Origin of the sequence: Streptomyces sp. DT224, assembly GCF_049844595.1 — a bacterium.
Lineage (GTDB): Bacteria > Actinomycetota > Actinomycetes > Streptomycetales > Streptomycetaceae > Streptomyces.
Genome location: NZ_JBNCLI010000006.1, coordinates 21009 through 41292, shown reverse-complemented (window position 1 = coordinate 41292; position 20284 = coordinate 21009). Strand labels below are relative to the sequence as shown.

19 protein-coding genes are annotated in these 20284 nt (G+C 71.5%); 9 read left to right on the top strand and 10 right to left on the bottom strand.

Annotation, left to right across the window (positions count from 1 at the left end; all coding sequences use genetic code 11):
- The first annotated feature begins 17 nt into the window (after positions 1-17).
- On the top strand, positions 18-1607 hold the full coding sequence (locus ACLQ2N_RS15785; RefSeq protein ID WP_425813303.1) for a serine/threonine-protein kinase: 1590 nt from the start codon (positions 18-20) through the stop codon (positions 1605-1607).
- Between the two features lie 6 nt (positions 1608-1613).
- Here ACLQ2N_RS15785 and ACLQ2N_RS15780 read toward each other — a convergent pair whose 3' ends face one another.
- Genes ACLQ2N_RS15780 through ACLQ2N_RS15770 form a run of 3 tightly spaced genes read right to left on the bottom strand, consistent with a single transcriptional unit; the run spans position 1614 to position 4095 of the window.
- The gene (locus tag ACLQ2N_RS15780; protein WP_425813301.1) at positions 1614-2285 is read right to left on the bottom strand and encodes a DNA alkylation repair protein; all 672 of its coding nucleotides are present in this window, start codon (positions 2283-2285) and stop codon (positions 1614-1616) included.
- A complete protein-coding gene (locus ACLQ2N_RS15775; protein WP_425813299.1) occupies positions 2282-3169 on the bottom strand; it encodes a hypothetical protein in 888 nt (295 codons plus the stop codon). Before ACLQ2N_RS15775 ends, ACLQ2N_RS15780 begins: the two co-directional genes overlap by 4 nt.
- A 26-nt stretch (positions 3170-3195) precedes the next feature.
- Positions 3196-4095: a helix-turn-helix domain-containing protein gene (locus ACLQ2N_RS15770; protein ID WP_425813297.1), complete on the bottom strand. Its 900-nt coding sequence runs from the start codon at positions 4093-4095 to the stop codon at positions 3196-3198.
- A gap of 416 nt (positions 4096-4511) precedes the next feature.
- On the opposite strand from ACLQ2N_RS15770, the gene ACLQ2N_RS15765 reads away from it, so the two are divergent.
- The 5 genes from ACLQ2N_RS15765 to ACLQ2N_RS15745 are packed head-to-tail and all read left to right on the top strand — an operon-like array spanning position 4512 to position 7326.
- On the top strand, positions 4512-5366 hold the full coding sequence (locus ACLQ2N_RS15765; protein ID WP_425814193.1) for a helix-turn-helix domain-containing protein: 855 nt from the start codon (positions 4512-4514) through the stop codon (positions 5364-5366).
- Positions 5363-5575 (top strand): DUF397 domain-containing protein, encoded by a 213-nt coding sequence (locus tag ACLQ2N_RS15760; protein ID WP_425813295.1) that lies wholly within the window; start codon positions 5363-5365, stop codon positions 5573-5575. The genes ACLQ2N_RS15765 and ACLQ2N_RS15760 overlap by 4 nt, the downstream gene beginning before the upstream one ends.
- Positions 5572-6030, top strand: a complete 459-nt coding sequence (locus ACLQ2N_RS15755; protein WP_425813293.1) for a hypothetical protein — start codon at positions 5572-5574, stop codon at positions 6028-6030. The genes ACLQ2N_RS15760 and ACLQ2N_RS15755 overlap by 4 nt, the downstream gene beginning before the upstream one ends.
- On the top strand, positions 6023-6523 hold the full coding sequence (locus tag ACLQ2N_RS15750) for a hypothetical protein (protein WP_425813291.1): 501 nt from the start codon (positions 6023-6025) through the stop codon (positions 6521-6523). Before ACLQ2N_RS15755 ends, ACLQ2N_RS15750 begins: the two co-directional genes overlap by 8 nt.
- Positions 6520-7326 (top strand): class I SAM-dependent methyltransferase, encoded by an 807-nt coding sequence (locus tag ACLQ2N_RS15745; protein ID WP_425813289.1) that lies wholly within the window; start codon positions 6520-6522, stop codon positions 7324-7326. Before ACLQ2N_RS15750 ends, ACLQ2N_RS15745 begins: the two co-directional genes overlap by 4 nt.
- On the opposite strand, the gene ACLQ2N_RS15740 is transcribed toward ACLQ2N_RS15745, so the two are convergent.
- A complete protein-coding gene (locus ACLQ2N_RS15740; RefSeq protein ID WP_425813287.1) occupies positions 7311-7853 on the bottom strand; it encodes a histidine phosphatase family protein in 543 nt (180 codons plus the stop codon). The two genes, ACLQ2N_RS15745 and ACLQ2N_RS15740, sit on opposite strands and share 16 nt — an antisense overlap.
- A 43-nt stretch (positions 7854-7896) precedes the next feature.
- Positions 7897-9198 (bottom strand): LCP family protein, encoded by a 1302-nt coding sequence (locus tag ACLQ2N_RS15735; protein WP_425813285.1) that lies wholly within the window; start codon positions 9196-9198, stop codon positions 7897-7899.
- A 119-nt stretch (positions 9199-9317) separates the two neighbouring features.
- On the opposite strand from ACLQ2N_RS15735, the gene ACLQ2N_RS15730 reads away from it, so the two are divergent.
- Positions 9318-9866 carry an acyl-CoA thioesterase gene (locus ACLQ2N_RS15730; RefSeq protein ID WP_425813283.1) on the top strand — a complete coding sequence of 183 codons (549 nt, stop codon included), beginning with the start codon at positions 9318-9320 and terminating at the stop codon, positions 9864-9866.
- Positions 9867-9986: 120 nt separating this feature from the next.
- Here the strand turns inward: ACLQ2N_RS15730 and ACLQ2N_RS15725 are convergent, their stop codons facing one another.
- Complete coding sequence (locus ACLQ2N_RS15725) at positions 9987-11354, bottom strand: LCP family protein (RefSeq protein WP_425814191.1); 1368 nt, start codon at positions 11352-11354, stop codon at positions 9987-9989.
- A 277-nt stretch (positions 11355-11631) separates the two neighbouring features.
- Here ACLQ2N_RS15725 and ACLQ2N_RS15720 point away from each other — a divergent pair, with 277 nt between their 5' ends.
- Complete coding sequence (locus tag ACLQ2N_RS15720) at positions 11632-12663, top strand: glycosyltransferase family 2 protein (RefSeq protein ID WP_425813281.1); 1032 nt, start codon at positions 11632-11634, stop codon at positions 12661-12663.
- 73 nt (positions 12664-12736) lie between these two features.
- On the opposite strand, the gene ACLQ2N_RS15715 is transcribed toward ACLQ2N_RS15720, so the two are convergent.
- The 4 genes from ACLQ2N_RS15715 to ACLQ2N_RS15700 form a co-directional block, all read right to left on the bottom strand.
- Positions 12737-14221, bottom strand: coding sequence for an LCP family protein (locus tag ACLQ2N_RS15715; protein ID WP_425813279.1), 1485 nt, complete (start codon positions 14219-14221; stop codon positions 12737-12739).
- Between the two features lie 253 nt (positions 14222-14474).
- Positions 14475-16187 (bottom strand): LCP family protein, encoded by a 1713-nt coding sequence (locus ACLQ2N_RS15710; protein ID WP_425813277.1) that lies wholly within the window; start codon positions 16185-16187, stop codon positions 14475-14477.
- 256 nt (positions 16188-16443) lie between these two features.
- Positions 16444-17802, bottom strand: coding sequence for an LCP family protein (locus ACLQ2N_RS15705; RefSeq protein WP_425813275.1), 1359 nt, complete (start codon positions 17800-17802; stop codon positions 16444-16446).
- A gap of 204 nt (positions 17803-18006) precedes the next feature.
- Positions 18007-18756, bottom strand: a complete 750-nt coding sequence (locus ACLQ2N_RS15700; RefSeq protein ID WP_425813273.1) for a TIGR03089 family protein — start codon at positions 18754-18756, stop codon at positions 18007-18009.
- Between the two features lie 402 nt (positions 18757-19158).
- Between ACLQ2N_RS15700 and ACLQ2N_RS15695 the strand changes: the two genes are divergently transcribed.
- Positions 19159-20250, top strand: coding sequence for a sugar phosphate nucleotidyltransferase (locus tag ACLQ2N_RS15695; protein WP_425813271.1), 1092 nt, complete (start codon positions 19159-19161; stop codon positions 20248-20250).
- Positions 20251-20284: the final 34 nt, after the last annotated feature.

Sequence of the window (20284 nt, the reverse complement as noted above, 5' to 3'; positions counted from 1 at the left end):
AGTGGGGGAGCGGGCCGATGGACGTGACGGATGTCTTCGAGCCGCTTCAGGCGACCGACCCGGCCGAGGTGGCGGGCTACCGGCTCGCCGCCCGCCTCGGCGCGGGCGGCATGGGCCGGGTCTACCTCTCGCACACCGAGGACAGCCGGGCCGTGGCGGTCAAGGTCGTCCGGCCGGAGCTGGCGGACGACCCGGACTTCAGGAAGCGGTTCGGCCGGGAGATCCGGGCGGCCCGGCGGGTGCGCGGCGCGTACACGGCCGAGCTGATCGACGCCGACGCGGAGGACGCGCCGCCGTGGCTGGCCACGCTGTACGTGCCCGGCCCGTCCCTCACCCAGGCCGTGGCCCGGCGCGGCCCGCTGCCGGTGCCCGTCCTGCTGTTGCTGATGGCGGGGATGGCCGAGGCGCTTGAGGCCATCCATGCCGAAGGCATCGTGCACCGGGACCTGAAGCCGTCCAACGTGCTGCTGGCCGCCGACGGGCCGCGCGTGATCGACTTCGGCATCGCCCTGGCCGTCGACGGAACCTCGTACACCACGACGGGCCACCCGATCGGCACCCCCTCGTACATGGCCCCGGAGCAGGCGTCCGGGGAGGGGGCCACGGCGGCGAGCGACGTCTTCGCCCTGGCCCAGACGGCGGCGTTCGCGGCGCTGGGCAAGCCGCTCTACGGTGACGGCCCGGGCGTCTACGTGCTGTACCGGATCATCCACTCCGAGCCCGACCTGACCCTGCTGCCCGAACCCCTGCGGCCGCTGTTCGCCCGGTGCCTGGCCGCCGACCCGGCCGAGCGGCCCGCCCCTGCGGAGATCGTGGAGTGGTGCCGGGAACGGCTGGGCGCGGGCGCCGACGCGGACGGGGCGCACGCCGTGTGGCGGGAGATCAGCGGCCCGGAGGCCACGGTCCCGGCCCCGGTGCCCGACTCCACCCCGGTGCGGCCGGATCCCTGGGCCGCGCCGCCGCCCGCACCGGCCGAGCGCGGGGCACGCCGGCGTCGCGTCGCGCTGGTGTCGGCCGTCGGCGTGGTGAGCGCGCTGCTGGTCCTCGGCCTGGCTTGGCGGGCGATGGGGCCCATGGGCGGGGGAGCGCACCGGGCCGACGCGTCGGCGTCGGCCGCTCCGTCGTCGGGGGCGAGGAAGACCACGCCGGAGTCGGCGCGTTCCTCGTCGGCGGGCAGGGTCGCCGACGCGCTGACCGCGCCGAGCACGTCGCCCTCGCCCCGGGAGCCGAAGGCCGAGCCGTACACCCCGGTCATGGTGACCGCGAAGCGCTCGGTGAACCTCGCGAACCCGTTCGAGGGTGTGAACGGCAAGCAGGGCGACATCCGCTTCAGCTGCAAGACGCCCGGCTGCGAACTGACGAGCGACACGAGCGTGTTCGTGCTGATGTACGGCAAGCCGGGCGCCACGCTCGACGACTGCCGTCTGTTTCTCGACCACAGCAAGATGCGCAGCCTTCCGCTGGCCGCCGTGGCGAGCGGAAGCGAGATCTGCGTGAAGAACGCCTCCGGAGACATCGCGCTGTACGTGATCGTGACGAAGTCGACCGCGATGCCGGAGGTCGCCTTCGTCACGGGGGACATGACGGTCTGGCGCAACGCGGCGTAGCGTTCCTTACGCCTCGCCCTTGCGCCGCACCATCTCCCCGATCCACACCGGCGCATACGGCGACGTGCATCCCCGGGGCGTCGGGTAGTCCTTCAGCACACCCAGCCGCTCGCCGATGTCCAGCGCGCGGGCGCGGTGCTCCGGGTGCTCGATGCCGATCTGGGCGAGACAGGTGTTCATCGCCCACTGGAGGCGCTCCGGGGCGCCGCGCATCTCCGCCTCGATGACGTCGAGCAGCCCGCCCAGGTCGAGGCCGTCGGGCTTCTTCACGACCCGGTCGGCGGTCAGCGCCCACCCGGCGCTCGCGACGACCGGATCGGCATCCTCCGTCCAGGCGAGACGCAGCCCCTCCGCGTGCGGGCTCTTCTTCACCACGTAACCCACGAGCCAGTCGTGCACCTTCGGTGCCCGCGCCTCGCGCAGCATCCGGTCCAGCTCGTCCCGCGTGTACTCCTTCGGCCGGCAGACCAGCAACGCGACGAGCCGCGCGGCGGTGTCGTCCGTCTCCCACAGCTCGACGGCCAGCTCCTGCCGCTTCCCCAGCCGCTTGGCGAGGGCGCGCAGCTTGCTGAGGTTCACCCCGTGGTCGTCGCCGTGCCGCGCGTTGACGGCGCGTGCCTTGGGATCGTCCAGCGCGGCGAGCTCGGCCATGACGCCGGTGGCGGTTGCTTCGGTCATGAGGCGCGGAACACTTCCTCGGCGGAGGAGACCGTGGTGGCGCGCTGGAGCCATTCGTGCAGGAGCTGCGGGTCGGTGCAGGTGGCGATCTTCTCGCGGTCCGCGTCGGTGAGGGCGATGCCACGTACACCGAGAACGAGCAGCAGACCTTCTGCGCGGCCTTCAGCGCGGCCTTCAGCGCGGCCCTCGTCCCGGATCTCCTCCGACATGAAGGACTTGTAGAAAGAGGTGTCCACGGCCACCAGGTTCCTCCACTGTTGTGCGGCCGGACGACTGCCCAGGCCCTGTGCGGTGAGTTCGACGATGGGGTCGGTGATGTTCTCGGGCGCGTCCCGCAGTGCTGCGGACAGCGTTTTCAGTATGGCACCGACGTCGGGATTGTCGGCATGTGTGATGGCCGCGAGGGTGGCGAGTGCGAGGTCCTTGCGGGCTTCCGCGACGCTCTTGATGACGGGCATGTTGTGCGGTCCGGCGACGAGTGGGCGGAGGGTGAGCGTCTGCCACTGTCGCAGGCCGATGGTGAGGGGGCGGGCAGCCCATTCGGCAGTGGCGCGGTCCTGGCAGACGATGAGGAGCAGGACCGGCAGGCCGCCGTATCTGTTGTGGAGATAGCTGACGTAGTACGGCCAGCTGGCGGCCTTGCGAGGGTCCTTCTTGCCCTGCGCCTCGATCGCGAGGACGAAGGCCCCTTCCTCCTGCGTCTCGATGCGGAGGAGGGTGTCCACGCGTCGCTCGACCGGGCTGTTCTCGGTGAGGTCGGTGGGCAGAACGGTGGCGGAGACGGGCGGCGGGATATCGATACCGAGCACCTCGGACACCCGGGAGAAGAGTCCCGGGTATTCCTGGAAGATGCGGTGCATCGCCTCATGGGGTGAGCTGACCATGCGGGTCCGTTCGGTAGTCCGGCGGTTCAGGGGGTACGGCAGTCGCGGCATGCACCCGGTTCCGGGGCGCGGAAGGCTCGGTTGCAGCCGTCGCAGTTCTGGAGGGGGATGACGGTGGGCAGCGCCGCCGGGGCCGGGAGCGGGGGTGGCAGGAGGGCCGTGATGCGGTGGCGGAGGAGGCGCGCCGGGTGGGCGAGGGGCGCCGGGAGGTCCGTGGTGAGAGCCCGGCGGATGGCGTCGGGGTGCGCGTCGCGTTCGAGCCAGGTGGCTACCCCCGGGGCGAGGGCGGCGACGTCCGCCTCGGAGAGCGTCAGGACGGGCGCGTGGCGGCGGAGGTCCGCGAGGAGCAGGGCGGCGGCCTGGTGGAAGGCGAGGGTGCGGGGCTGGGGAAGCGGCCTGGGTGCGGGTGCCGCACTTGGCTTCGGCTCGGTGCGCGGTTTCCCGGGCGGGGGCGGCGGGGCAGCCGCGCGAGGGTGCTCGTACGGCGGGGTGGGCGGCGGTGCCGTGGTGCGCGGGGCCTCGTCCGGCACCGGTGGCGCCGGGGCCGTCGCGTGCGGCCGGTTGTGCGACTCCGTACGCGTCCGTACGCGGCCGTCCCGCAGGCGTACGCGGATGCGGCGCAGGTAGCCCGCCGCCTCCAGCTCGCGCAGGCCGGCCGCGATCCGCATCTCGCTCTCCGGGAAGCGGGCGGCGAGCACCTTGACGCCGATCTTCGCGCCCTCGGGCAGTGACTGGATGTGGACGGCGAGCCCGATCGCGAGGAGGGACAGCTCGTCGTGCTGCGCGAGGTGGTTGCCGATGACCGTGAAGCCGTACGTGTGGCGGGAGTTGACGTGGATGACACCGGAGGTCGGTGTGGCGTCGCCGGGGGAGCCGGGTGAACCGGGCGGGGCGCACGGGGGCGCGATAGCCTGCTGGGCAGTCATCGGGAAGCTCACTTCTTCCTCGGTGGTCAGGCCCTGGCCGGGGTTCACAGTCCCGGTCGGGGCCAACTCGTCTCTGGGGGTTGTTGCCGCGAGCATATGCCCGACAACCGACCCCAAATCCAGCTCAGTTGCCATTTGTCACCCGCGCGAGTGATCGGCGTTCGGACGGGGTTCGGGTGGGGTGGGGTTGGGTTCTTTCCCGAGGTTCTTTCAAAGCATTTGGCGTCGTGGCACACCGGGTCGCGGCCTTCCGCGTCGTGGCGCACCGGGTCGTGGAAACCCGCGACCCGGTGCGCCCGCGCCTGCCTGCGGTGAATGTCCGGCGCTTGTCCGGCGTTGTCCCGGCTGTCCGGCGTGACGTGTGGGGACGTCAGCGGTTGAGCAAGAACGGCACGCACGTCGAAAGTGGGGCACGGATGAACGCCAACAGCGAGGCGGACGAGCACGGTTGGGACGTCGATCCCGAGGACGAGTCGGGCGCGGCGGTGGTCGCCGCCGTGGGCCGCCAGCTCAAGGCGTGGCGCGAGGCGGCGGGGATGCGGGCGGCGGAGTTCGGAGTGCTGATCGGGTACGGGGAGGACCTGATCTACAAGGTGGAGGGCGGCAGGCGCATCCCCCGGCCCGAGTACCTGGACAAGTCGGATGACCTCTTGGGTGCGCACGGCAAGATCGCTGTGATGAAGCAGGACTTGGCGGTGGTGCGGTACCCGAAGAAGGTCCGGGAGCTGGCGAAGATGGAAGCCCAGGCCGTGGAGCTGTTGGCGTACGGCAATGGCAGCTTCCACGGCTTGTTGCAGACGGAGGAGTACGCGCGTGCGCTGTTCTCCATGCGGCAGCCTGCGTACTCCCAGGAAGAGGTGGAGCGCGGCGTTGCCGCACGCATGGCCCGGCAGGTGGTCTTCGAGCGCTTGCCCAGCCCGACGTTCGCATTCGTCCAGGAAGAAGTGGCGCTTCGCCGCCCGCTCGGAGGCAAGATGGTTCTGCGCCGCCAGCTTGAACACCTTCTGGCGATGGCTGATTTGCGCAACGTCACCATCCAGGTGATGCCCATGGATCGCGACGAGCACGCGGGAATCGATGGTGAGATCCAGGTGCTGAAGTTCAAGGATGGAACGGCGGTAGGGCGCTCCGAGGGCGCCTTTGGCGGGCGGCCCGTCTCCGACCCGAAGCGGCTCAGAATCCTTGAGTTGCGGTGTGGAATGATCCGGGCCCAGGCTCTCACTCCTGGGGAGTCGAAGGCGTTCATCGAGCAAGTGCTGGGAGAGACATGATGCGCAAGCTGTCCGCCGGGGATGCTTCCACGCCGGAGTGGATCAAGAGCAGCTATAGCGACAGCAGTAACGGCAGCGAGTGTGTCGAGGTCGCGGCTGTGCAGGACGCCGTCCTCGTCCGGGACTCCAAGGACACCCGCCGCCCCCACCTCGCCCACCCCCCGCACGCCTGGGCCGCCTTCGTCGCCTACGCGGCCCGGGCCGCATGACGCACCCCCACCTGCCCACCACCGAGGCCGCCGTCACCGCCATACGAGAAGTCGCCGAGGCGTACAACCTGGAGGTCACGGTCACCGACGACATCGGGGCCGACCAGACCTCCCGGCGGGAGTCCGCGGGGGCGTTCGCCGTGGTCGACGCCGACGGGTCCCTGCCGCACGAGGCGTTCATCGAGCTGGGCGGGGTCCCGGCCGTCACCGTGCAGGTGTTCCCGGAGGACGACGCACGGGTCACCGTCGACGGGGTGGTGTTCGAGGACGTGGACCGGGACTCGGTGCCCGCGTTCCTGCGGTCCGTGTACGGCGGCATGGCGTACGTGAAGGGCCGGCTGTTCCCGCCGGGGCAGTGGCTCGTCGTGCCGTTGCCCGGGGACGAGACGTACAAGGAGCTGGTGCCGCGCACCATGCTCAGCCCCTGGCTGTCCCGTAACTTCCGCAGTGCCTGAGGACCCTGAGGGCATAGCGCGCCTCGCCCGGCTCTTCGACGCGCTCGGGGCCGAGGACGCCGAGGGGTGGGCCGAGTCCGAGGCCGAGGAGGGGCTGCCGCAGCTCGCCCGGTTCCGGTTCCTGCGGATGGTGTGGCAGGACATCGACGCCTGGAGCACCACCGCGTCCGACTGGGTCGCCGCCTACCGCAGGGACGGCGCGGCCGGTGGCGCCGTCGAACGCGCCGTGCGCCTCGGGCTCACCGCCGACGAGCTGGGCGAGATCGCCCGCGAGGTGGCCAGGGAGACCGCGTTCGCCCTGCTCCAGGGGCTGGACGACCCGGAACGGGGCGACGAGCCGGACGAGGTGGCGGGGCGGCTGCCCGGGTGGACCCTCGCCGAGCTGTCCGCGCGCGACGAGCCCACCGGGCGCGTCCTCGGCGCCCTGCACGAGGACCTGAACGAGACCGAACCGCAGACCCCGACCAGCCGTACCGGAGGCGACACCGTATGACCGCGTTCGATGTGATGGAGCGGCGGATATGGGGCGGGCGGGCCGACGCCTACGCCCGCACCGCTGCCCGGCTGTGCGTCCACACCGTGCCCGCCCTGCTGGACGCCGCCGGTGTCGCGCCCGGGACCCGCCTGCTCGACGTGGGGTGCGGCAGCGGCAACGTGACCGCCGCCGCCCTCGGGCGCGGCGCGTCCGTCCGGGCCGTGGACGCCGAGCCCGGCATGGTCGAGGCGACCCGGCGGGCGGCGCCCGGGGCCGAGGTGCGCTCCGGGACGCTGCCCCGGCTGCCGTACGCCGACGGGGAGTTCGACGCGGTCGTCGCCAACTTCGTGGTCAACCACGTCGGCCGCCCCCTGGAGGCGCTGGTCGAGATGCGCCGGGTCACCCGCCCCGGAGGCACCGTCGCCGTCACCGTCTGGCAGCTGCCCGGCGCTCCGGGCCAGGCGCTGGTCGGTCGGGCCGCCCAGGCCGCCGGGCTCGCCCGGCCCGACTGGATGGCCACGGTGGACGAGGAACGCAACTTCGCGCGCACCCCGGACGGCCTGGCCGCGCTGCTCACCGCCGCCGGGCTCGGGGACGTACAGAGCACCGCGCACGCCTGGGACCACCGGGTCGCCCCGGACGACTGGTGGGCGGGCCTCGCGGCCGGAATCGGTGCGGTCGGCGGAATGGTCACGAGCGCCGGCCCGGAGGGCGTGGCGGCGGCCAAGCGCGCGTACGACGCCCTGTGCCCCGAATTCCTCGCGGACGACGGTCTGCTGACCTTGCCGCACGTGGCGGTGCTGGCTCAGGGCAGGGTGTAGAAGGTGCCCGGCTGCCAGGGCGGCGGATCCGCGACGACGCTCTCCAGCCGGGCTCCCGCCAGCAGGCAGTCCAGGGCCCAGCGGTTCGCCGAGTGGGCGATCAGGAGGACCTGGCCTCCGTCCCACTCGGCCGCCAGGTCCCGCAGGAACGCGGCCGTCGCCTCGACCACGTCCCGGTAGCTCTGGCCGCCGCCGGGCCACGGGCGGTCGATGTGCCGCGTGCGCAAGGGGTGGACCACGGCGGTCGGGCCGCCGTTCAGCTCCCCGTAATCGCATTCACGCAGGCGCGCGTCCTGGCGGAGGACCGGCGACCCGGCACCGGCGAACGCGATGCGGGCCGTCTCCACGGCGCGCGCCAGGTCCGAGGTGTAGACGGCGTCGAGCCCGGTGCCGCTCCGCCGCTCGCCCAGTTCGGCTGCCTGGCGGCGCCCGGTGGGAGAGAGCCTGCCCGGCAGCCACCCCGTGGCGACACCCGCCTCGTTGTCGGTGGTCGTGGCGTGCGACTCGTACACGATCCGGACGGGCATGGCGGCTCCGCATCAGGTGGAGGGGGTGCGGCGCCGCACCCCCTCAGTTCTCCGTGACCGTGACCTTCTCGTCGTTCTTCAGCTGCTCCACCAGCTTCTTCACCTTCGCCTTGTCCCAGGCGAGGTTGGAGCCCACGTTCCCGGCGATCGGGATGTTCATCGACGTGCCTTCGCCGCCCGTGACGCCCTTCATCGCGAAGAACATCTTGCCGAGCGACCAGAGCGACATGTCCTTGTCCACGATCAGCGTGTCCAGGCCGGCGCCCATCGTCGGGTACAGCTTGAACGGGTTGACGATCGTGGAGAACGTCGCCGTCTGGCTCGCCAGGGCCGCGAGGAACTTCTGCTGGTTCTTCGTGCGGTCCAGGTCCGAGGTGAAGGCGTGGCGGGTGCGGACGAAGGCCAGGGCCTGCTGGCCGTTCAGGGTCTGCTTGCCGGCCGGGAAGTCGGCGCCCGACCACTTGTCCTTGAACGCCTTCGGGATGTCCAGCTCGACCCCGCCGATCGCGTCCACGACCTTGGCGAAGCCGCCGAAGCCGATCTCGACGTAGTGGTCGATGTGCAGGCCGGTGTTGAACTCGACCGTGCGGACCAGCAGCTCGGGACCGTCCGTGGCGTACGCGGCGTTCAGCTTCGTCGTCCTGCCCGTGGCCGGGTATTTCTTGCCGGACTCGGAGCCGACGAACGACGGGATCTCGACGTTCGAGTCACGCGGCAGCGAGACCAGCGTCGGGCCGTTGTCGCCGGTGTGCAGGATCATCATCGAGTCGGTCCGCTTGCCGTCGGCCGAGCCCGTGTGGAGCCGCTTCTTGTCCTCGGACGTCATGCCCTCGCGGCTGTCCGAGCCGACGATCAGGTAGTTCGTCCCCTTGCCCGCCTCCGGCCGCTCGATGACCTTCGACAGGTCGACGGCGCGGTTCAGCTTGGAGTCGGCCCAGAAGTACGTGCCCACGGAGACGCCGAGCAGCGCGACGACCAGGACCAGCGCGCCGATCTTGATCCGGCGGCCCCAGTTGGGCGCGGGTCTGGGGCGGCCCTGGGCCGGGCCCCGGTCGCCGCCGCCGGAGCCCGGACCGTGGCCGCCGCTGCCGGAGCCGTAGACCTGGCCCGTGTTGTAGCCGCTGTCGTAACCCTCGTCGTACTGCGGGTGACCGCCGTCGTAGCCCGAGGGCTGCTGCGGTACCGGGCGCTGCCTCGGCGGCGCGGGGCGCTGCGGCGGCGGGGCCGGGCGGCGCTGGACGTGCGGCATCGAGCGGGCGCTCTCGGGCCGCTCGCTCGCGCTGCCCTGCCCGTAGCGGTTGCCGCTGCGGTTGTCGTCGGTCCAGCCGTCGGGCCAATCGTTCATACGGACCAGTGTGCAGGCCGGGGCCGTCCCTCTTACAGGGCGAGAGGAAAATCGCACCAGGGCTGTTGCGAAGCTGATGCATTGCGACGCCGTTCCGGCCCCCGCATAAGGTGGACGGTATGACAGATCAGGCTCCGCGCCCGGAGAGCGACATTCCGGGCAAGCCCACCGCGGCTTCCCGGACCACCCTCAGCCACATCATGACCGGCAGCGACACCAATCTGCTGGGTACGGTGCACGGCGGCGTGATCATGAAGCTGGTGGACGACGCGGCGGGCGCGGTGGCCGGCCGGCACTCCGGCGGGCCCGCCGTCACGGCCTCGATGGACGAGATGGTCTTCCTGGAGCCGGTCCGCGTCGGCGACCTCGTGCACGTACGCGCCCAGGTCAACTGGACCGGCCGCTCCTCGATGGAGGTCGGCGTCCGGGTCATGGCCGAGCGCTGGAACGAGTCGACGCCCGCGACGCAGGTCGGCAGCGCGTACCTGGTGTTCGCCGCGGTCGACGCGGACGGCCGGCCCCGCCCCGTACCGCAGGTGATCCCGGAGACCGAGCGCGACAAGCGGCGCTACCAGGAGGCCCAGATCCGCCGCACGCACCGCCTGGCGCGGCGCCGCGCGATCAGGGAGCTCCGCGAGAAGCGGATCGCCGAGGGCATCGAGGACTGAGGGCCACGGGGCTGACCGAGAGGTGCGGGGCTCACCCCTGACCGGTGCCGTCCTCAGGCGCCGGTCGGGCCGGGGTCGCCGGGGTGACGTCAGACGCCGGTCGGGCCGGCTCCGCCCGCCTCACGCGCACGCCACCTCGTCCCCCTTCACCGCGCCGAACCTCCCCGGCTCCGGTTCCTCCGCGTGGACCCGCTCGACCGCGTGGTGATCCGTGCCCGCCGTCACCCGCATCGTCGCCCCCTGCCCCGGCACCGCCCGCAGCTCGGCGCCCGGCAGCGCCGCCGCCAGGGTCTTCGCGGACCGGTCCCAGCGTGGGTCGTACGTGACCAGGGTGCGTTTCAGGTCGTGCCCCGGTGCGGTGAGCGGTGCCCGGGTCGTGTCGAAGCCGGTGGCGTGCAGTGCGGCATCGACCTCGGAGCCCAGGCCGTCCTTCGCGGTGCCGTTGTAGACCTGGACGCGGATCCGGGCCGGCGGGACGTCCACCTTCTTCGCCGGGGCCTTCTCGGCCGGCTGGGCCGTGGTCAGGGGTTTGTCCTCGCGCAGGGCGGTGAACAGCTGCTTCGACTTGACCGGGTCCCACTTCACCGTGGAACCGATGCCCTTGACCTGGTACGCGACATCGCCCATCGGCACCGAGGCGAATTCGGACGAGGCCGCCGAGAACCCCCGCATCGCCTGGCCGATGGACAGCATCTGCTCCGTGTCGAAGCCCCGGTCGGCCCGGACGGACTTCAGCATCGTCGAGGCGACCTCCCGGAACGTGACCGGGTTCAGCAGCACCCCGCTGCTCGTCGCCTGCTTGATCAGCGACGCCATGAACTTCTGCTGGCGCTGCATCCGGCCCAGGTCGGCGGCCCCGTCGATGTGCCGGGACCGTACGTACTGGAGTGCCTGGCCGCCGTCGAGGGTGTGGGGGCCGGGCGCGAGGTCCAGGCCGGTGTAGGAGTCCTTCAGCGGGCGGGTCGTGCAGATCTTCACCCCGCCGAGGGTGTCGACCGTGGTCATGAAGCTGGTGAAGTCGACCTCCAGGTAGTGGTCGATCTTGACACCGGTCATGTGCTCGACGGTGCGCACGGTCAGAGCCGGCCCGCCCTCCGCGTACGCCGCGTTCAGCTTCACCGGGTGCGCCGCGTGCTCCTTGCCGGTCGTCCGGTCCCGGTGCGCCGGGATCTCCGCGTAGCTGTCGCGGGGGAGGCTGACGACGCTGGCGCGCTCCTCGTCCGCCGAGAGGTGGACCAGCATGATCGTGTCTGTGCAGTGGCAGGGCTCACCGCCCAGCCGGTACTTCCGCTTCTCGTCCTTGCTGATCTTCTCGCGGCCGTCGGTGCCGACCAGCAGCAGATTCATGCCGCGCCCGCCCGCGGGCCGGTTCTTCATGTCCTTGAACGGATCGACGCGGTCGATCCCGTTCTCCAGGTTCGTCACGACCGCGTGCCCGATCCCGCCCGCCCCGAGCACCAGGACCGAGAGACCGGTCGCGACCCGCATGCCCCAGTGCGGCCGCTCGTCCTGCTTTCTCGGCCGCCGGCGCCGTGCGGGCGCGGGGCGGGGCCGGGCGGGACGGGGTGAGCGGTGCGGCGTGGGCACGGGGAGACACCTCCGCGGTGCGAGGGGGACCGTTCGTACGGTAGGCCCGTATGATCCTCATCCCGGGAGGCCACCCGGGGGCGCGCGCCGCTGTCCCCCATTCGCGGTAACGTGGCGGCCGAATACCGCCCGGTGGGGTACGAGCCCCCGGCGCCCCCGAGGACCACCCGAGGACCACATGTCTGCCGCGCAGCCTCCCGCCGTCTCCGTGATCATGCCGGTGCTCAACGAGGAGCGCCACCTCCGTAACTCCGTGCGCCACATCCTGGAGCAGGAGTACGCGGGCGAGATGGAGGTCGTGATCGCGCTCGGCCCCTCCACGGACCGTACGGACGCGATCGCCGCCGAGCTGGTCGCGGAGGACCCCCGCGTCCACACCGTGCCGAACCCGACCGGCCGCACCCCCGCCGCCCTCAACGCCGCGATCAAGGCGTCGAGCCACCCGATAGTCGTCCGCGTCGACGGCCACGGCATGCTCTCGCCGAACTACATCGCGACCGCCGTCCGGCTCCTGGAGGAGACGGGCGCGCAGAACGTCGGCGGCATCATGCACGCCGAGGGCGAGAACGCCTGGGAGGACGCCGTCGCGGCGGCCATGACCTCGAAGATCGGCGTCGGCAACGCGGCCTTCCACACCGGCGGCCAGGCGGGCCCCGCCGAGACCGTGTACCTGGGCGTCTTCCGCCGCGAGGCGCTGGAGAAGGCCGACGGGTACAACGTCGAGTTCATCCGCGCCCAGGACTGGGAGCTGAACTTCCGCATCCGCGAGTCCGGCGGCCTGATCTGGTTCTCGCCCGAGCTGCGCGTCCAGTACCGCCCCCGCCCCTCCGTCCGGGCGCTCGCCAAGCAGTACAAGGACTACGGGCGCTGGCGCCACGTCGTCGCCCGCTACCACGCCGGCTCCATCAACCTGCGCTACCTGGCGCCCCCGACCGCCGTCGTCGCCATCGCGGCCGGCCTCGTGGTGGGCGCGGCGGTCACCCCGTGGGCGCTGATCGTCCCCGGCGGGTACGTCGCGGCGATCGTCGCGGGCTCCCTCCCCGCCGGCAAGGGCCTGTCGCTGAAGGCCCGCGCGCAGATCCCGGTCGCGCTGGCGACCATGCACATGTCCTGGGGCTACGGCTTCCTGACGAGCCCGCGCTCGCTGGCGAGGAAGGTCATCGCGAGCCGCCGCCCGGCGATCGCCGAGCCGGGCGCGCCGGTGGCCTGATCCGGACGAAGGTCCGAGACGGACGAGAGGGGGCGCCCTGCCGGACCGGGCGCCCCCTCTCGCGTACCGCGTGTCAGCTCTTTCCGTCCCACTTGTAGACGGAGTAGATGTCCATGCACTGGTCCTCGTCCGCGGCGTTGAGGTCGTCCGCGCCTTCCGGAAGCTCACCCGCCTCGGCCTTCGGGGCCTTGTACACGGTCCCCTCGCGCCAGTCCGCACCGACGACGAGGGTCAGCCCGCCGGCCTTCGGGTCGGCCTCGACCGCCGTGGCCGGGAGCCCCAGCGCCTCGGCGACGGACTGGGCGTCCGACCTGCCCTGGGCCCCGTCCTCCTTCGCGTACCGCACCACCGTGTCCTTGCTCGGCTCGGAGGGCTGCGAGGTCTTGGCCTCGGCGAAGCCCTTGCCGTGCAGGATGTCGGCGACCTCGCCGGCCCGCCCGTCCTTGGACGGCTGGCCGACACCCGTGCCGTTCACCACCGAGACGCCGAGCGTCGCCGGCTCCGCCGCGGGGGGCCCGGAGGGCTTCGCGGTGGACGAGGGCTTCTTCTTCTCCTTGCCGTTCTTGTCGAACGCGACGTCCTCACGGACCAGACGCCACAGGGAATCCGCGGACTTCTCGACGGGGACCAGCTTGTTCTTGTCCTGCGACCACTCGGCCGTCGGCATCGTCGTCATGGTGATGCGGTTGATCGGCACGCCCTTGAGCTGCATCGCCAGGTCGTACAGCTTCTTGACCGAACGGATCTCGTCGGAGACCTGCAGGGCCTTGGTCGCCGTCTCCGCGAGGTTCATCAGCCGGCCCGCGTCCGACCACAGGTTCTGCTTCTTCAGCGTGCGCAGCATGGAGTTCATGTACATGTGCTGTGCCTTGGCCCGGTTCTGGTCGTTGCCGAACGCGTGCCGGGTACGCAGCCACTGCAGCGCCTGCTTGCCCTGCACCGTGTTCTTTCCCGCCGGAAGCTTGAGGCCGGAGCCCCCGGGAACGAGGCGCGTGGGCTTGTCCCACACCCCCGTCTTCACGCAGACCTCCACCCCGCCGATCGCGTCCGCCATGGCCACCACGCCCGCGAAGTCGAGCATGATCCAGTGGTCGATGTAGACGCCGGTGAGCTTCTCCCAGGTGGTCAGCGTGCAGCCGGGGCCGCCGCGCTGGAGGGACTCGTTGATCGGCCTGTTGTCCGTCGCGGGGTACTTCTGACCGGTGTCGGGGTCCGTGCACTCGGGGATCTCGAGGATCGTGTCGCGCGGAATGCTGACCAGCGAGGAGTTCTTCCGGTCCGCCGAGATGTGCAACAGCATCTGCACGTCGGCCCGGGGCTTGTCCCCGACCGTGTCCTTGCTGCCGCCGAGCTTCACGTTCTCCGCGCTGTTCCGGCTGTCCGAGCCGATCAGCAGGATGTTCAGCGGGGTGTCGCCCGCGGCGTTGGGCGCGGCCTTCTTCACACCGCTCTCGCCACCGCTGCGGGCGCTGCTGCGGATGTTGTTGTTGAGGTGCTGGTAGTAGAGGTATCCGGCGGTGGCGGTGCCCAGGATCAGCACCGCCATGGATATCGCCATCCACCGGAACACACGGCGTCTTCGGGACTTCTTCGCAGCCCGCTTACGCGGCTTGGCACGCCGATGGCCCGCCCGCCCGCCGCCGTCGCCGTGCCCGGTGTCACCGGGGTGCGTGCCGGCCCGGTCGCCGCCGCCCTCGTCCCCGCCCTTCCGGCGGGAGTGCGTCCGCGACCGCGTCCCCTCCCCAGTCGTGCTGCTCCGTCCCACCAGGACCCCCCTGCTGCTCAGACTCGTATGGCGCGGTGAGACGGCGTCACTTGGAGCACCCCGCGGATTCGGCGCTGGACTTCGGAATGTCGATCTTCTTCGGTGCCGTGATCGGCGTACCGGCCGCCTGGAAGTCCTTGCCCAGCGTCAGCACCATCGCCTGGAGCCCCTCGGCGTCGGTGGTGCCCGGCTTCATCGCGGAGCCGGGCAGCCCCATCATCTCCGCGAGGGCACGGGCCTGGTCCGCCTGGTTCGGGGCGTACTCCAGCGTCGTCCTGGCGATCTTCTCGGGCGCGTTGGCCTTGTTCGTGGACTTCAGGACGCCCTTGGTGTTCTGCAGCCAGGTGACCGTCTGCTGGGCACCGCCGGGGACCTCGCCGCCGTTGTACACATCGACGCGGACGTCGGCCGGCGCGGCCTTGGTTCCCTTGAGGAGCGCGTCCTGCTTGCTCTTGGCCTTCTTCTTCTGCGCGGCCACCTCGGTGAGCGAGGTGTCGTCGCGCAGCATCGAGAACAGCTGCTCGGCCTGCGTCGGGTGCGGGACGACCGTGACGGGCTTGGGCTCGTCGGGGTTGTCGATCACCGGCATGGTGACGAACGTGATGTTCTTCGTGTCCGTCTTGGTGATCTCCTTGGCGAGCGTGCTGAGCTTCTTCACGTCGCCGATGGGCTTGTCGACCGTCAGGGCCTTGGTCGCCGCGTCCGCCACCTTGAACAGCTTCGTCGGGCTGGTCAGCGTGTCGTCCGACTTGGCCTGCTTGATCATCGACCCGATGAACTGCTGCTGGCCCTTGATCCGGTCGAGGTCGCTCCCGTTGGCGTAGGCGTGCCGCGTCCGTACGAACGCCAGCGCGTCCTCGCCCTCGACCTTGTTCGGGCCGGCGGGCAGGTTGAGGTGGGACTTGGGGTCGTTGATGGCGTGGTCGAGGCAGATGTTGACGCCGCCGACCGCCGTGGACAGGGTCTTCACCGCGTTGAAGTCGACCATCATGAAGTGGTCGATCTTCACCCCGGTCAGCTCCTCGACCGTCTTCATCGTGCAGCCGGGGTCGCGGCCGCTCTCGCCGAGGCTCCGGTTGAACCGGACGTGCTCCGTGCCCGGGATGGTCTTCTCGGAGCCGTCCTCCTGCTTGGCTTTGCACTCCGGGATGTCGGTGATGAGGTCGCGCGGGATGCTCATCGCCGTGGCGTTGGTGCGGTCCTCGGAGACGTGGAACAGGATGTTCGTGTCCGCGTGGCCGACGCTGCCCTTGTCGCCGTAGCCCTCGTTGCCCTTACCGGTGCGCTTGTCCGTACCGATGACCAATATGTTGATGGGGGCGTGGGCGGTGACGACGTCCTTGTTGCCGGCGTCGCCGATGTCCACGGTGTTGATGTTGCCGTTGAGGCGCTGGTAGAGCCAGTAGCCGCCGGCCGAGACGCCCACGAGTACGAAGGCCATCACGCCGCCCGTCCACAGCAGCGCCTTCTTGCCGCGCGACTTGGGGGCCTTGCGCTTACGGCGACCCGGGCCGGTGTCACCGGGTGCGGGGCGCTGCTGGCCGCGCGCGCCGTTCGCCGACCGCCGCCCGCCCTGGCGCGGCACCTCGGTGGCCCGCCGCGGGGAGTCGCCCGCGGGTGCACGGCGAGGGGTGCTCGACGGCCGGCGCTGCGCCGGAGGGACCGCGGACCGGGGGGCGTTCCCTCCGGAGTCGTTCAGTCGCAGTTCGTAATCGCCGGTGTCCGGGTTGAGAACCCACTGGTCTGCGGGATCATCCATGTTGTCCGCCCGCCCACGGCTTTGCGCATCCACGGTTGCTCGAGTCCTCCGTCGGTGCCACGCGAGGCGCCTCCCCCGAAAAGGCGCTCAGTCTTTCTCTCCAGAAGTGCACGGCCCAACGGCCGGTAGCACCGGATCGCGTCACACTATCCGTCTCATTCGGCGTCCAGCGACGCGCGTGACACATTCCACGGCCCTTACAACCGGGCATTCTTCCCATTGCGCGCGGAATGTTGGTGTCTGTTTGGCCATTGCTTTACTGCTTGCACAGGTCGGTCGCGGCATTGTTCCCCGAATACGTAGGTGTGGGCGACGGGCCCGAGGCGTCGGCCACGCCCTTGTCCTTGTCGTCGCCCTTGAGCTTGTCGGCGGGCACCACGGCGACCGGCTCGTCGTCGCGCAGCTGCTTGAACAGCTTGTCCGCGTCGGGCTGCACCAGTTCGTCCCGGTTCCTGTTGAGGTGGTAGGGCCGCCGGGGCACCGTCAGGAACTGCACCTTGTCGGTGGGAACGTCACGCATGCCCCGCACCAGGTCGTAGAGGTCCTTCAGGCTGTCCAGGCCCGGGTCGGTGGTCAGCGCCTTGGTGGCCGCGTCCAGCACCGGGTAGAGCCGCGTCGGATTGAGCAGGACTCCGTTGCTCTGCACCTTGTTGACGAGCGCGCCCAGGAACTGCTGCTGGCGGTCCATGCGGTCGGTGTCGCTCCCGTTGCCGAGCGACTTCCGGGCGCGTACGTAGCCGAGCGCCTGCTCCCCGTCGAGCTTGTGGCGGCCCGCGTCGAGCTTGAGGTGGGCGTCCTTGTCGTCGACCGGCTTCTTGAGGCAGACCTCCACCCCGTCCACCGCGTCGACCATGTCCTTGAAGCCGTTGAAGTCGATGACCATGTGGTGGTCGATGCGGATGCCCGTCATCTTCTCGACGGTCCGGATGGTGCAGGCGGTCCCGCCCATCTCGAAGGCCCAGTTGAACTGCGCGAACTGCGCTCTGGTGGCGGTCTTGTCGGCCTTGTGGCAGGCCGGGATGTCCACCATCAGGTCGCGCGGGACCGACATCGCGGTCGCGCTCTTCCGGTTCGCCGCGAGGTGCAGCAGGATCGTCGTGTCCGAGCGCTGGCTGCCACCGTCGTCGCGGCCGTACGCGCGGTTCTCACCGGCCCGGCTGTCCGAGCCGATCAGCAGGATGTTCTCCGCGTCGTGGACGACGGAGACCGGCCGCTCCTTCTCGTACGCCTTCAGCTCGGCCGCCGCCGAGGTGTCCGTCCGGATGTTGCCGTCCAGCTTCTTGTACAGCCACCAGCCGACGCCCGCCGCGACGAGCACGACGAACGAGGCGCCGAGCGCGGTCCAGCGCAGCCAGTGCCGCTTGTGCCGGACGGTGATGTCGAGGCCCCGGCCCCCGCCTTCCGGCGGCCCCTCCGGGGCGGGCCCGGGGCCGCTGCCGGACCCGCTGCGGGTCTCACCGCCGGGGGCGGCGGCCGCGCCGGGCGTGCCCTCGTCGCCGGATGCGCCGTCCCCGCCGGGCCGGCCCGCCTCGCCCAACGGAGGTGCCTCCGGCGTCCGCTCCTCGCCCGCGGCCGAGTCGTCGGGCTCGCCCGGAGTGCCGGCGCTTTCGGTCACGTCTGCGTCCATCCTTCACGTTCGGCGGCGCGCTGGGCCGCCGGTCGCAGAAGTAGACGGCTGAACCTCACGCTTGGTTGTGCCTCGGCTGGTCTGTACGGCAGATCATGTACCGGAGTCGAGTGCCGACACGGGGGACTCGGCCCACGATGGGCCGGACGGGTGCCCCTCTCGTGCCTCTTGTCATACCGGTCCCGGGTGCTGTCACACCGTCAGCGTGACCCGCTCGCTCTCCACCCGCTGCGCCAGCGCCTCCGCGCCCACCCGGTCGAGGTGGCGGCACAGGACCACCGAGCCCCCGGCCGCCAGCGGTGCGTAGAGCCCGGCGCTGAGCCCGTCCCAGGTGTCGTACGTACGCCCCGACAGCAGCCGTGAACCGGCGCCCAGGCCCAGCGCCGCACCGTCCTCGCGGCCCCGCGCCACCAGTTCCGCCGCCGTGAACGAGTCCCCGCCCACCGTCAGCGCCGGCGCGTCCGGGTCCACCGGGGCGAACGGCGCGAACCGGTCGCCCTGCCCCGGCACCTCCACCGCGTAGTCCGCGAAACCCTCGGGCGCCTGCGGGAACCGCCCGCCCAACGGGCGCAGCGCCAGGGCGATCCGCTCGCCCCGGCAGGCCCGCGCCGCGTCCAGCGTGTCCGGGCCGGAGACGACGAGATCGGCGGCGGCCGGATCGCCCTGCACATCGGCCACCACCCCGACCGAGGCGCAGGCCAGCAGCCAGACCGCGGACTGCCAGTGCGCGGGCAGCAGCAGCGCGAGCCGGTCGCCGGGCTCCGCGGCCAGATCGCCCTGGAGCAGGTTGGCGGTCTTGGCCACCCAGTTGGCGAAGGTGGCCACCGACAGTTCGACGCGCTCCGTGGTGGCGTCGTCGTAGAAGGTGACCAGGGGGCGGGCCGGGTCCGCGGCGAGCGCGGAACGCAGCAGGTCGGCGGGGGTGCGGTCGCTGGCGTTCATGGGCGAAAGCGTACGCGGCGGTCCCGGGCGCGGGAGTTGGCGCGTGCACCGGCCGCGACCGCGGCGGACACGCAACCCCTGACCCGGAAACGCGTCTCTACAAGAAGCGGGGGACCGTCGCAACGGCGCCGGCCCTCCCGCGAGGCCGTTCGGCCCCGCAGTCCGAAGGCGCCCCCCGGGGCTGCATACACTGGCCAGCCGAACAAGCTGTCGTCCCATCCCCGCTGGGCTCGGGACGCCTGGCACGGCCGCTCGCGGCGTTGCCGAAGTGCCCGCATGGCTCCGCCATGAGGACAGTTCCGCGCCTTGCGATCGACCGCACCGGAGGCCCGGGCCGATTTACCGGGACGGGACGACAGCTGCACACGACGCCCGGCCCCAGCAGGAAGCGAAGACAGTGCTGTGACAGAGGCAAAAGAAGCGATCCTCCTGGTCGGCGGCAAGGGAACCCGGCTGCGCCCGCTCACGGTGCACACGCCCAAGCCCATGGTTCCGGCAGCGGGCGTCCCCTTCCTCACGCACCAGCTGGCGCGTGCCCGGGCCGCCGGGGTCGAGCACATCGTCCTCGCCACCTCGTACCTGGCCGAGGTCTTCGAGCCGTACTTCGGCGACGGCTCCTCGCTCGGCCTGCACATCGAGTACGTCACCGAGCGCGAACCGCTCGGCACCGGCGGAGCCATCCGGAACGTCGCCCACCGCCTCGCCTCGGGCCCGGACGAACCGGTCCTCATCTTCAACGGCGACATCCTCACCGGGCTCGACATCCGGGCCCTGGTCACCTCGCACGCCGACTCCGGCGCCGACGTCTCCCTCCATCTGACCCGGGTCGAGGACCCGCGCGCCTTCGGCCTCGTGCCGACCGACGACACCGGCCGCGTCACGGCCTTCCTGGAGAAGCCGCAGACGCCCGAGGAGATCGTCACCGACCAGATCAACGCCGGCGCGTACATCTTCCGCCGCTCGGTCATCGACACCATCCCGGCCGGCCGCCCCGTCTCCGTCGAACGCGAGACCTTCCCCGGACTCCTCGCCGACGGCGCCCACCTCCAGGGCATGGTCGACTCCACGTACTGGCTGGATCTCGGCACTCCGCAGGCGTTCATCAAGGGCTCCGCCGATCTGGTGCTCGGCCGCGCGCCCTCCCCGGCGGTGCCCGGCCGCTGCGGCGACAGCCTCGTCCTGCCGACCGCCTCGGTCGCCTCCGACGCCAAGCTCTCCGGCGGTACGGTCATCGGCGACGGCGCGGTGATCGGCGCGGGCGCGCAGATCGACGGCTCCACCGTGCTCGCGGGCGCGGTCGTCGAGCCCGGCGCGGTGATCACGGACTCCCTGGTCGGCGAGCGCGCCAGGATCGGCGGCCGTACGGTGCTGGCCGGCGCGGTCGTCGGGGACGGCGCCGAGGTGGGCGCCGACAACGAGCTCCGCGAGGGCGTCCGCATCTGGTGCGGGGCGCGCCTGCCGGAGGCGTCGGTGCGGTTCTCCTCGGACGAGTGAGCGACCCGGCGACTCCGGCCCGCAGGGGACCGAG

Excerpts from the sequence above, each read along its gene's own strand:
- ACLQ2N_RS15785 (WP_425813303.1), top strand. The coding sequence starts at position 18 with ATGGACGTGACGGATGTCTTCGAGCCGCTTCAGGCGACCGACCCGGCC.
- ACLQ2N_RS15780 (WP_425813301.1), bottom strand. The coding sequence starts at position 2,285 with ATGACCGAAGCAACCGCCACCGGCGTCATGGCCGAGCTCGCCGCGCTG.
- ACLQ2N_RS15775 (WP_425813299.1), bottom strand. The coding sequence starts at position 3,169 with ATGGTCAGCTCACCCCATGAGGCGATGCACCGCATCTTCCAGGAATAC.
- ACLQ2N_RS15770 (WP_425813297.1), bottom strand. The coding sequence starts at position 4,095 with ATGACTGCCCAGCAGGCTATCGCGCCCCCGTGCGCCCCGCCCGGTTCA.
- ACLQ2N_RS15765 (WP_425814193.1), top strand. The coding sequence starts at position 4,512 with ATGAACGCCAACAGCGAGGCGGACGAGCACGGTTGGGACGTCGATCCC.
- ACLQ2N_RS15760 (WP_425813295.1), top strand. The coding sequence starts at position 5,363 with ATGATGCGCAAGCTGTCCGCCGGGGATGCTTCCACGCCGGAGTGGATC.
- ACLQ2N_RS15755 (WP_425813293.1), top strand. The coding sequence starts at position 5,572 with ATGACGCACCCCCACCTGCCCACCACCGAGGCCGCCGTCACCGCCATA.
- ACLQ2N_RS15745 (WP_425813289.1), top strand. The coding sequence starts at position 6,520 with ATGACCGCGTTCGATGTGATGGAGCGGCGGATATGGGGCGGGCGGGCC.
- ACLQ2N_RS15740 (WP_425813287.1), bottom strand. The coding sequence starts at position 7,853 with ATGCCCGTCCGGATCGTGTACGAGTCGCACGCCACGACCACCGACAAC.
- ACLQ2N_RS15735 (WP_425813285.1), bottom strand. The coding sequence starts at position 9,198 with ATGAACGATTGGCCCGACGGCTGGACCGACGACAACCGCAGCGGCAAC.
- ACLQ2N_RS15730 (WP_425813283.1), top strand. The coding sequence starts at position 9,318 with ATGACAGATCAGGCTCCGCGCCCGGAGAGCGACATTCCGGGCAAGCCC.
- ACLQ2N_RS15725 (WP_425814191.1), bottom strand. The coding sequence starts at position 11,354 with ATGCGGGTCGCGACCGGTCTCTCGGTCCTGGTGCTCGGGGCGGGCGGG.
- ACLQ2N_RS15720 (WP_425813281.1), top strand. The coding sequence starts at position 11,632 with ATGTCTGCCGCGCAGCCTCCCGCCGTCTCCGTGATCATGCCGGTGCTC.
- ACLQ2N_RS15715 (WP_425813279.1), bottom strand. The coding sequence starts at position 14,221 with ATGGCGATATCCATGGCGGTGCTGATCCTGGGCACCGCCACCGCCGGA.
- ACLQ2N_RS15710 (WP_425813277.1), bottom strand. The coding sequence starts at position 16,187 with ATGGATGATCCCGCAGACCAGTGGGTTCTCAACCCGGACACCGGCGAT.
- ACLQ2N_RS15700 (WP_425813273.1), bottom strand. The coding sequence starts at position 18,756 with ATGAACGCCAGCGACCGCACCCCCGCCGACCTGCTGCGTTCCGCGCTC.